Source organism: Vibrio sp. 99K-1, from assembly GCF_013114585.1.
In the GTDB taxonomy this organism is placed as follows: domain Bacteria; phylum Pseudomonadota; class Gammaproteobacteria; order Enterobacterales; family Vibrionaceae; genus Vibrio; species Vibrio chagasii_B.
In genome coordinates this window covers 175600-184644 of sequence record NZ_VTXF01000008.1, presented here as the reverse complement: position 1 = coordinate 184644, position 9045 = coordinate 175600, and the positions used below count along the sequence as shown (strand labels likewise).

Annotated in this window: 12 protein-coding genes; 6 read left to right on the top strand and 6 right to left on the bottom strand. The window is 45.0% G+C overall.

Annotated features, from left to right (window positions below; all coding sequences use genetic code 11):
* Positions 1–310: 310 nt before the first annotated feature.
* The 3 genes from F0228_RS08830 to F0228_RS08820 form a co-directional block, all read right to left on the bottom strand.
* A complete protein-coding gene (locus F0228_RS08830; protein WP_171731019.1) occupies positions 311–1444 on the bottom strand; it encodes a flagellin in 1134 nt (377 codons plus the stop codon).
* A 121-nt stretch (positions 1445–1565) separates the two neighbouring features.
* Positions 1566–2489: a Dyp-type peroxidase gene (locus F0228_RS08825; protein WP_102423685.1), complete on the bottom strand. Its 924-nt coding sequence runs from the start codon at positions 2487–2489 to the stop codon at positions 1566–1568.
* A 65-nt stretch (positions 2490–2554) separates the two neighbouring features.
* A complete protein-coding gene (locus tag F0228_RS08820) occupies positions 2555–3016 on the bottom strand; it encodes a DUF2919 domain-containing protein (protein WP_102423684.1) in 462 nt (153 codons plus the stop codon).
* A gap of 109 nt (positions 3017–3125) precedes the next feature.
* Between F0228_RS08820 and F0228_RS08815 the strand changes: the two genes are divergently transcribed.
* Positions 3126–3470, top strand: coding sequence for a DUF2956 domain-containing protein (locus F0228_RS08815; RefSeq protein WP_008222977.1), 345 nt, complete (start codon positions 3126–3128; stop codon positions 3468–3470).
* A gap of 12 nt (positions 3471–3482) precedes the next feature.
* Complete coding sequence (locus F0228_RS08810; RefSeq protein WP_032498699.1) at positions 3483–3815, top strand: DUF4156 domain-containing protein; 333 nt, start codon at positions 3483–3485, stop codon at positions 3813–3815.
* 51 nt (positions 3816–3866) lie between these two features.
* Here the strand turns inward: F0228_RS08810 and F0228_RS08805 are convergent, their stop codons facing one another.
* Positions 3867–4154, bottom strand: coding sequence for a helix-turn-helix domain-containing protein (locus tag F0228_RS08805; RefSeq protein WP_004741665.1), 288 nt, complete (start codon positions 4152–4154; stop codon positions 3867–3869).
* Positions 4155–4359: 205 nt separating this feature from the next.
* Here F0228_RS08805 and F0228_RS08800 point away from each other — a divergent pair, with 205 nt between their 5' ends.
* The 4 genes from F0228_RS08800 (at position 4360) to F0228_RS08785 (ending at position 6907) form a co-directional block, all read left to right on the top strand.
* On the top strand, positions 4360–4707 hold the full coding sequence (locus tag F0228_RS08800) for an ArsC family reductase (RefSeq protein WP_008222974.1): 348 nt from the start codon (positions 4360–4362) through the stop codon (positions 4705–4707).
* Positions 4708–4835: 128 nt separating this feature from the next.
* Positions 4836–5972 carry a succinyl-diaminopimelate desuccinylase gene (gene dapE, locus F0228_RS08795; protein ID WP_171731020.1) on the top strand — a complete coding sequence of 379 codons (1137 nt, stop codon included), beginning with the start codon at positions 4836–4838 and terminating at the stop codon, positions 5970–5972.
* Between the two features lie 45 nt (positions 5973–6017).
* Positions 6018–6692 carry a M15 family metallopeptidase gene (locus F0228_RS08790; RefSeq protein WP_171731021.1) on the top strand — a complete coding sequence of 225 codons (675 nt, stop codon included), beginning with the start codon at positions 6018–6020 and terminating at the stop codon, positions 6690–6692.
* A gap of 8 nt (positions 6693–6700) precedes the next feature.
* Positions 6701–6907 (top strand): DUF2897 family protein, encoded by a 207-nt coding sequence (locus F0228_RS08785; protein WP_008222969.1) that lies wholly within the window; start codon positions 6701–6703, stop codon positions 6905–6907.
* A 122-nt stretch (positions 6908–7029) separates the two neighbouring features.
* Here the strand turns inward: F0228_RS08785 and bamC are convergent, their stop codons facing one another.
* Positions 7030–8076, bottom strand: a complete 1047-nt coding sequence (gene bamC, locus F0228_RS08780; protein WP_061034332.1) for an outer membrane protein assembly factor BamC — start codon at positions 8074–8076, stop codon at positions 7030–7032.
* A gap of 49 nt (positions 8077–8125) precedes the next feature.
* Positions 8126–9004: a 4-hydroxy-tetrahydrodipicolinate synthase gene (dapA, locus tag F0228_RS08775; RefSeq protein WP_008222965.1), complete on the bottom strand. Its 879-nt coding sequence runs from the start codon at positions 9002–9004 to the stop codon at positions 8126–8128.
* Positions 9005–9045: the final 41 nt, after the last annotated feature.

Sequence of the window (9045 nt, the reverse complement as noted above, 5' to 3'; positions counted from 1 at the left end):
ACATTCACTGCCATGGTGATTTCTCCAATTGATTTTCCGGTATTGCGGTTTCCGACGTCTCGGAAAACCAAGTAGTTCTCTCAAAGTTACTTTTAATAACGGCGTAATTGACGAAACCTTTAGGAAAAAAACAATAAAATTAAAGAAATAGCGATAAAGGAGAAGAAAGCGTGACTGGTAATAAATTTATCAAAAAAAGATAAGAAAAACGCTAAAGTTGTCGAGAAGTCCGTCGAGCGAGGTTTTGTGTTTTTATTAACCAAAGAAGCCAAATAAACTGAAATAGCGTTATGAGATTTAAAGTAATTGATTAACCTAACAAGGTTAAGGCAAGGTTAGGTGCTTGCTTCGCTTGAGCCAGAATAGTGGTGCTTACTTGCTGCAGAATTTGCTGCTTTAGCATCTGAGTCGTTTCCTTGGCGTAATCGGTATCTTTGATTCGACTGTTTGAGGTCGCCAAGTTTTCATGAACATTTTCAAGGTTGTTAATGGCGTGGTCGAAGCGGTTTTGCATTGCGCCTAATTCAGAGCGATGGCTATCCACGTACTTCATCGCGGTATCTAAAATAGAAACAGCACGCTGCGCACCACCCACATCCGTCACATTGATGTCATTCACCGACTCATAGTAACCCGCTGACATCGACAGTTCACTCGCGAGTGAACCAGAGAAACCGATAGTGCCAGAGGTATCTTCACCAGACATGTAGATTTGAAGCTGCCCATCATCATTAACCGAAGCTGAGACCAGATCCGTTTGACCATTGATATAGGTCGCCAACTCTTCAATGTCATCGCCGACTTTCGCATTAATGGTGATCTCTTGAGGCTGGCCAAAACGATCGGTAAACGACATCGTCATATCATTCTGGTTTGATTTCACTTCCCATGAATCACTGGCCATGCCATTAGCAACGTAGCTAAACCCTCCCATGTTGATGTCATCGGTACGCATACTTTTCAAACCAATCTGCACGGCTTCGCCCGAACTGCCACCAATCTGAAATGACGTACTACCAAAATTACCATTGAGAAGTTTTTTGCCACCAAAAGAAGTAGTCTCTGCAATACGATTCAGCTCATCGTTTAAGGCGGTAATCTCTTCTTGAATCGCCGTTCTTTCGGACTGGCTATTTGAACCGTTGCTTGCTTGTAGAGACAAGTCGCGCATACGCTGCATGATATTGGTGGTTTCATTCATCGCGCCTTCAGCGGTTTGCATGATAGATATACCATCATTCGCATTACGCACAGCGACATCAATACCACTCATCTGCGCTTCCAAGCGGTTCGAAATTTGTAGCCCTGCAGCATCGTCTTTAGCGCTGTTAATACGACTCCCTGAAGCCAAGCGCTCCAAAGATTGGTTCAGCATGTTATTGGCATTAGAGAGGTTTCTCTGGGCCACCAGCGCTGAGACATTGGTATTAACAGTTATAGCCATAGACCTTCGCTTACAAAAAGAGGAATAAAACTCACGATTGCTCTTATATCGACCAACTCATATAAAGCTTTAATAAAAAAGGAGCCCTGAGGCTCCCTTTGTTTATTCTTTTTGAGATGACTTACTTAATCGTTAATGCACTCAACATCTCAGTTGAAGGAGCAAAGTAATACGCGCCAGTCACCGCTTTAGTAAAGCGAAGCAGTTGGTCTGTTTTGCCATCAGTTACGCCGTACATGCTCTCTAGCATCGCGTCGAAGTTATGGCGCACGTTACAGTAAGCAATAAACAGTAGGCCGTGATCACCCGTTGCTGTGCCGTAAGGTAAGCTGTGACGAACGATCTTAAGGCCTTTGCCTTCTTCTTTGATATCTACACGGCCGACGTGAGAAGCTGCTGGAACATCATCTAACTCGATTGAATCAGGCTTAGTACGACCAACCACTTTTTCCTGCGCCGATACATTCAATCGGTTCCAAGCAGGTAGGTTATGCACAAAGCGCTGCACCATCACGTAGCTACCACCCGCGAATTCACCTTCAGGAACAATCGCAACTTCCGCGCGTTGCGCGTCTTTCGGGTTTTCAGTACCGTCGACGAAATCCGTCATATCACGAGAATCTAGGAAGCGGTAACCGTAAGTTTCATCAACCACTTCAACGTCTGCTGCTACTTCAGATAGCAATTTACGCAGGATGAAGAAGTGCAGATCGTGTCGGTTTGAATGGCAGTGAATCAACACATCAGCTGGCGTGCTAGGTGCGGTAACATCACCTTCACCAAGCGCTGGGAAATCAATTAGATCAGAGGGGGCTGCTTGCTCGAACTTATCCCAAAACGCTTTAGAGAATGCAACCGAAGCCGTTAGGTTTGCATCTGGCTGAGTCTGATTCAGCTCTTCGATTAGCGCTGGAATCTTTTGAATTTCAGCTAGTACATTAGCAGTGTTAGCATTCACTTTAAGTTGAACGTAAAGAGCGAAAGGCCCAGCTTCAGGCAAAATAGCACTTTGAACGTTAGGCTGCTCATTTGAGACATTAAGCATAGATTATTCCTTCCAGTTTTAGCTTCTAAGTATAATTGTGAATGGGACAAATGTTTTGATGAGAATCAGTCTTCGTGCTCAACCACTTTAAAGCAATCCCGTGCTGTATGGCTATTGGTTAGATAAAGCGCAAACCACAGCAGCAACAATAGGGTGAGACCATTTGACCAACGGAACCAACCGTTATCCAAATAGATTAAATAAATTGTATGGGAGCCCTGCCCCACAATAGCAGCCATGGTGGCCCAACGCCCCCAAGACACCACTTTATTGAGGCGCTTTCTATCTGGAGATCTTAGCCCAAATAACCACATCAGTAACAAGCTAGGGACACTCAAGGCGATCCCTACATAAAACATATGATGATCTGGGTAGATGATCTCGAGAATATCAGTTCCCGATTCTCTACTTGCACCTGCAACGATGAAAACGACGAGAGCTTTCGCAAGAAACAGCCAACCTAACCATAATAAGATGGGTGCTTTTAAGAAGCCGTGCTTGTCGTATTGTTCTATGGAGTACCGCACAAATCTCACTTTCACTTGTTTTCAAACCAACACTTTAACGCAAATCATTCATACTTAACTAGGTTTGCGTTATCTTATTAGCTAATCCGTTTTAATTATCGAACTCAGCATGAAAAAGAAAACTAATACACCCTCTGTTGAATCACAACAAGAAGCACTGAAGATAGCCAAAGCGACTCAAAAGCCAGCCCAAACCAAAGAACAAACCAAATTAATTGCCCAAGGTATTGAGAAAGGCATCGCGCTTTACAAGAAGCAGCAAAAGGAACGCAACCGTCAAGCTGATAAAGCCAAAAAACGCGTACAAAAAGAGAAGCAAACTCAACAAGCGGCTACAGAGCAAGAGCACGATGCAAAGCCTAGTGTTGAAACAACATCAAATCACTCAAGTAAGTTACCGTGGATACTATTGTTCGCGAGCTGGGTAGGTTTTGCGATTTATTTGATGCAATAACAGGATAGACGTATGAAAAAGGAATGGATGGCATTAGCCGTGAGCGGCATGTTGTTGGGGTGTACCACACCAACTTCAGTACCTCACAATGAAGCCAACAGTGTGAGAATGGATTTTCACGGCATGATTGATATTGAACAGTGTGAGTACAAAGGGGAAGTCACTGGTAGCGAAGGCCATTGGTACAGCTACCTCTTCTACCCGAATGACACCTTGATTCAGGGTGCGATGAACGAACTCAAAACCAATACCATTGAGCTTGGTGCAAACACAGTCATCTTTACCTTACCTCAAGATTTTGCCACTTCGGTTACCATGCTTGGTACCGCTTATCTTTGCGAGTAGCCAACAGCTCTACTTAGCGGCATACAAAAAAGAAAGCCAGCTTTCGCTGGCTTATGCACTAAATCCAAGGCTTGTTGCTATATCGCCTTTACGTTCTAGAACCCACTGACTGTCAAATGGTCCCCAATCGGATAACTGGTAATAACCATCATTATGACGTCGCCCATCTTGAACAAACATAAGTTCGATACCGATCCCCGGTAACGCCTTGAGTACATCTTGAATAGTACGACGAGGCCAACCCGTTTTTTCGATGAGTTTAGGCACATTTGGCCTATCAAGGCTTTCAACTAACAATGCTAAATATAGCCGCCTTGCAAAAACAGGACTCAACTCCATTGACACCTCCTATATATGTGCAACTCAATTATTTCTTTTTTCGCTGACAACATGTTGAGGCTGATCAATAAGTCTCCAATAGTGACATTTTCTTACTGTTTTTTTTCGCTCAATGAAATATTCCTCACTCTATTTTGTCTGAATTGCCGCTTCCTGATAGGATTCAACTCATAACAATGAAAGAAAATCACCCAGAGGAAGAATAATGACTATCACAATGTTTGGTATCCCAAATTGCGACACGATTAAAAAAGCAAAGAAATGGCTCGAAGCTGAAGGTATCGAGTTCGAATTTCACGATTATCGCAAACAAGGCATCACTGAAGAGTTAGTAACAAACTTCTGTTCAGAGCTTGGCTGGGAGCTTGTACTAAACAAACGTGGCACGACTTATCGTCAGCTTTCTCAAGAGCAAAAAGACACGTTAACAGAGCAAACGGCAATCACTCTGCTTGTTGAACAACCAGCGATGATCAAGCGCCCTATTTTGAAAGTCGATGGCAAACTTCACATCGGCTTTAAAGCTGACCAGTACGCGGCTATTTTTGCGTAATCAGCAATTTGCTTAATCAATAACTTGCGTAAACAGCAACATTAGAACAGATAACAAGGCGTTGAACGTGCCCTGTTCAACGCCTGAGATTAATGACTCGACGTTTTATTTAAACAAGGAATTCAAGGATGACAGATAGCCCAACTTTGGCTCTGGCAAAAGACCTCATTAGCCGTCAATCGGTAACCCCTGAAGACGCAGGCTGCCAAGAGCTAATGATCAATCGCTTAAAAGCACTCGGTTTTGAAATCGAAGTGATGGTATTTGAAGATACGACAAACTTCTGGGCTCGTCGTGGTACCGAAGCACCTCTATTTGCTTTCGCCGGTCACACAGACGTGGTTCCAGCTGGCCCAATCGAACAATGGAACACCAAACCATTTGAACCAACGATCGTTGATGGCTACTTACACGGCCGTGGTGCGGCAGACATGAAAGGTTCTCTGGCTTCAATGATTGTTGCCGTAGAGCAATTTATTGAAAAGTACCCAGACCACTCTGGTTCAATCGGCTTCCTTATCACCTCTGATGAAGAAGGCCCTTTTATCAACGGTACAGTACGTGTTGTTGAAGCTCTGATGGCACGTGGTGAGAACATTGACATGTGTATTGTTGGTGAGCCATCAAGCACTGAGTTTGTGGGCGATGTGGTAAAGAACGGCCGTCGCGGCTCTATCACAGGCGATCTAACCATTAAAGGTACACAAGGTCATGTTGCCTACCCTCACCTAGCGAACAACCCGGTACACAGCTCTCTGCTGGCAATCAACGAGTTGGCAACAACGGAATGGGACCAAGGCAATGACTACTTCCCACCAACCAGCTTCCAGATCCCAAATGTGAGTGCCGGTACTGGCGCGTCTAACGTGATTCCAGGTGAGTTTAATGTTCAGTTTAACCTTCGTTTTAGCACAGAGTTAAGCAATGACGTTATCGTTGAGCGCGTGACAACAACGCTCGATAAATACGATTTCGAATACGATCTTAAGTGGACCTTCAATGGCGACCCGTTCCTAACAGACGCAGGCTCACTGCTTGATGCGATTGTTGATGCTGTTGGTCACGTCAATGATGTAAAACCGGCACTGCTGACAACTGGCGGTACGTCTGATGGTCGCTTCATTGCACGTATGGGCGGACAAGTGGTTGAGCTTGGCCCTGTGAATGCAACCATTCACAAGGTTAACGAGTGCGTGAAAGTAGCAGATTTAGAGAAGCTAACCGACATGTACGAAAGAACGTTAGTGAACTTGTTCGCTAAATAGATCTTTCCTAGCGAAGTATCACTTCCAAACATTGAGAGACTCGTTATGACACCAGAGCAGCTTACCGGACAATCAGATTCTCACCTGGCACCGAGCCTAATTGGTACTAAGACATTCTTGGTACACAGTGACGTTATCGATGACTTAAACAGGTTGATTGAAGCTGCTCAGCTCGCTGGTTTTAAAATGGAGATCGCCAGTGGCTTTCGAGACTATGAAAGGCAATCTCTGATTTGGAATCGCAAGTTTTCAGGTGAAGCCCCAATATTGGATTCAGATAGCCAACCACTTGATGCTTCAACACTCACTGAACATCAAAAGCTGTCGGCGATTCTGAGGTGGTCTGCGCTTCCTGGAGCGAGTCGCCACCATTGGGGTTGTGACTTCGATGTCTTTGCTCGTGATCACCTCCCTGAAGACACACAGCTACAACTAGAGCCTTGGGAATACCTTACTGGTCACCAGCAAGCGTTTTATCAATGGCTCTCTGCTAATGCTTCACAATTTGGGTTCTTTTTTCCCTATAGCCGAGATCTTGGCGGTGTGGCGATAGAACCTTGGCATATTAGTCATCGTAGCGTTTCGGAGCTGTGTTTATCACAGTTATCCCCGACTTTACTTGGCAAGCAACTCCGATCTAAGCCAATATTAGGGTATGAGATTATTATGGAGCAGCTAGACGAGATCTATGCGCGCTTCGTAGCGAACATCAGCCATTAGGAGCGCTTATGTTGGAGTGGCTTACAAACCCTTGGGTTATCATCATCATCGTGGTTAGCGTTGTGGTAGGTAACATCGCAGCTCTAAAACAGACCGCTAATATGGATCTCGGAAAAACAAGCCGTGGGAAAAGGGAGAGTGACTTGGACAAGCTCAATCGGCTAGATAAGCAGAACCAGGAAAAAGCTCAATCAAAAGAGACCAAAGATAGCTGATCTTGCAGTCAAACGAACACAAAAAAGAGGACACAATGTGTCCTCTTTTTTATTGGATGTCGCTAAATCATTGGCTATAAAAGGGCCGATTTCACGCAGCCCTATAGCCGATCAAGCTTGGCTTACTCAGCTTCCGCCGCTTTGTCATCTTTGGTTTGGTCCGCAACGTGTGCGAGAACAGGAACCAGTGACTTAAGCAACTCTTCCTCTACTGGCTTACCTGATGCATCCGTCACGTTAATTGACGTACGGTTACCAAGATCACCGAATAGGAAGTTGTATGTACCTGGTGCTAAATCAACAGGTTGCAAGCCAACTTCTTCCCAGAACTCATCATCTGGCGCTGCGTACTTAGCTTTAACCGTACCCTGAGATTGGTTACGTTCTTCAAGTTCAAAGCCCATCGACGGTAATAAGGTCGGTAGACGCTGCCAGAACACGTTATATGGTGTACGAGCAATAATCACAGGGAAACCACTGCGGTCAGAGCCCATCGAGATAGGAATTCGTTTCACCAACTCTTGTGCTTTCAGAGCCGCTTCAGCACGAAGGTTTTCATCGTACTTAGCCATCACTAAATTGGTTAGGAAAGCGTTGTAACGCTCTTTGTTGGTTGCCGTAACTGGTTTCTCTTTGTTGCCTTCACGCCAATCAATAAGGTTAATCTTGAAGCCATGACGGTTATTCGCTTGGAAACGAGAGATAGAGTAGCGGCTGCCGATCTCTACGTCTTCGTCTTCAGAAACCCAAGTAACCCAATCGGTCTCAATCTCGTTCTCAGACTGTTCACGAATACCAATACCACGTTGAGCCAACATGTCGACAGCCGTTTGCCATACACGGTCTGCTTCTTCTGCACGAAGCAACCATAACGTTACTTCACCGTTTTGACGCTCAGCACGAGCACCAGGGATCAACTCAAGAACCTGTTGTGGTGGACGAATATCCACGGCAGGGCCGACACCACCAGTGAAGTCACCGCTCGGGATGTCAAAATTGGGGTAGAACTGAGGCTGAGCATCTTCAGGCAACTGCCATTGTGAAAACTCAGGTGTTTCTAAGTATTCGAAATCATCTTTGGCTTGACGACGTTGAGTCGGGCTGCCAGAACATGCTGTAAGAACGAAAACAGCCAGTGACCCAATCACTAGCTGGTGAGAATACTTCATTTATACTCCTAAATGCCGAAGGTTCGCTTCGGCATCACTTCATACGTTTTTAGTAAATACACGCTTCAGTCATTGCTTGAGCAACAACAGGTTGAGCTGGTTCCGACAGTTCAGTCAGAGGTAAGCGTAAGCCACCTTCAGCAATCAGACCCATTTTATGAACCGCCCATTTTACGGGAATAGGGTTAGACTCAACGAACAAATTCTTATGTAGAGGCATCAAGCGCTCATTGATCGCTTCTGCTTCTTCAAACTTACCTTCTTTCGCAAGTTTGAACATAGTAGCCATATCAGCCGCTGCAACGTTATTCGTTACAGAAATCACACCATCGCCACCACGCTTAACAAATTCTAGGCCTGTTAAGTCATCACCACTTAGTAAGATAAAATCTTCGCCACAAAGTTCACGGTGAATTGCAATTCTGTCGAGATCACCCGTCGCATCTTTAAGTGCAACGATGTTTTCGATTTCAGAAAGGCGAGCAACCGTCTCTGGTAATAGGTCTACCGCAGTACGACCCGGTACATTGTATAGGATCTGAGGAACGTCACTTACTTCAGCAATCGCTTTGTAGTGTTGGTACAAACCTTCTTGAGTCGGTTTGTTGTAGTAAGGCGTTACGCTCAGGCAACCCGCAATACCAGAACCGTTCAATAAACGACTGAATAGCACTGACTCGTGCGTAGCATTTGCGCCTGTACCTGCGATAACTGGGATACGACCATCAGCAAATTCAACGATCTTATTGACGACTTTGACATGCTCTTCAATTGTGAGTGTTGAAGACTCACCTGTTGTGCCAACCGCAACCAGACCATCACTACCTGCGGCAACATGGTGATCAACCAACTTTTTAAGGCTGTCGAAATCCACTTCGCCATCTGCGTTAAATGGCGTAACTAGCGCAACGATACTTCCTGAAAACATGTCTATCTCCCTTAATTTATTCTTTTTGCATGTTACTGTAA

Excerpts from the sequence above, each read along its gene's own strand:
- F0228_RS08830 (WP_171731019.1), bottom strand. The coding sequence starts at position 1,444 with ATGGCTATAACTGTTAATACCAATGTCTCAGCGCTGGTGGCCCAGAGA.
- F0228_RS08825 (WP_102423685.1), bottom strand. The coding sequence starts at position 2,489 with ATGCTTAATGTCTCAAATGAGCAGCCTAACGTTCAAAGTGCTATTTTG.
- F0228_RS08815 (WP_008222977.1), top strand. The coding sequence starts at position 3,126 with ATGAAAAAGAAAACTAATACACCCTCTGTTGAATCACAACAAGAAGCA.
- F0228_RS08810 (WP_032498699.1), top strand. The coding sequence starts at position 3,483 with ATGAAAAAGGAATGGATGGCATTAGCCGTGAGCGGCATGTTGTTGGGG.
- F0228_RS08805 (WP_004741665.1), bottom strand. The coding sequence starts at position 4,154 with ATGGAGTTGAGTCCTGTTTTTGCAAGGCGGCTATATTTAGCATTGTTA.
- F0228_RS08800 (WP_008222974.1), top strand. The coding sequence starts at position 4,360 with ATGACTATCACAATGTTTGGTATCCCAAATTGCGACACGATTAAAAAA.
- dapE (WP_171731020.1), top strand. The coding sequence starts at position 4,836 with ATGACAGATAGCCCAACTTTGGCTCTGGCAAAAGACCTCATTAGCCGT.
- F0228_RS08790 (WP_171731021.1), top strand. The coding sequence starts at position 6,018 with ATGACACCAGAGCAGCTTACCGGACAATCAGATTCTCACCTGGCACCG.
- F0228_RS08785 (WP_008222969.1), top strand. The coding sequence starts at position 6,701 with ATGTTGGAGTGGCTTACAAACCCTTGGGTTATCATCATCATCGTGGTT.
- bamC (WP_061034332.1), bottom strand. The coding sequence starts at position 8,076 with ATGAAGTATTCTCACCAGCTAGTGATTGGGTCACTGGCTGTTTTCGTT.
- dapA (WP_008222965.1), bottom strand. The coding sequence starts at position 9,004 with ATGTTTTCAGGAAGTATCGTTGCGCTAGTTACGCCATTTAACGCAGAT.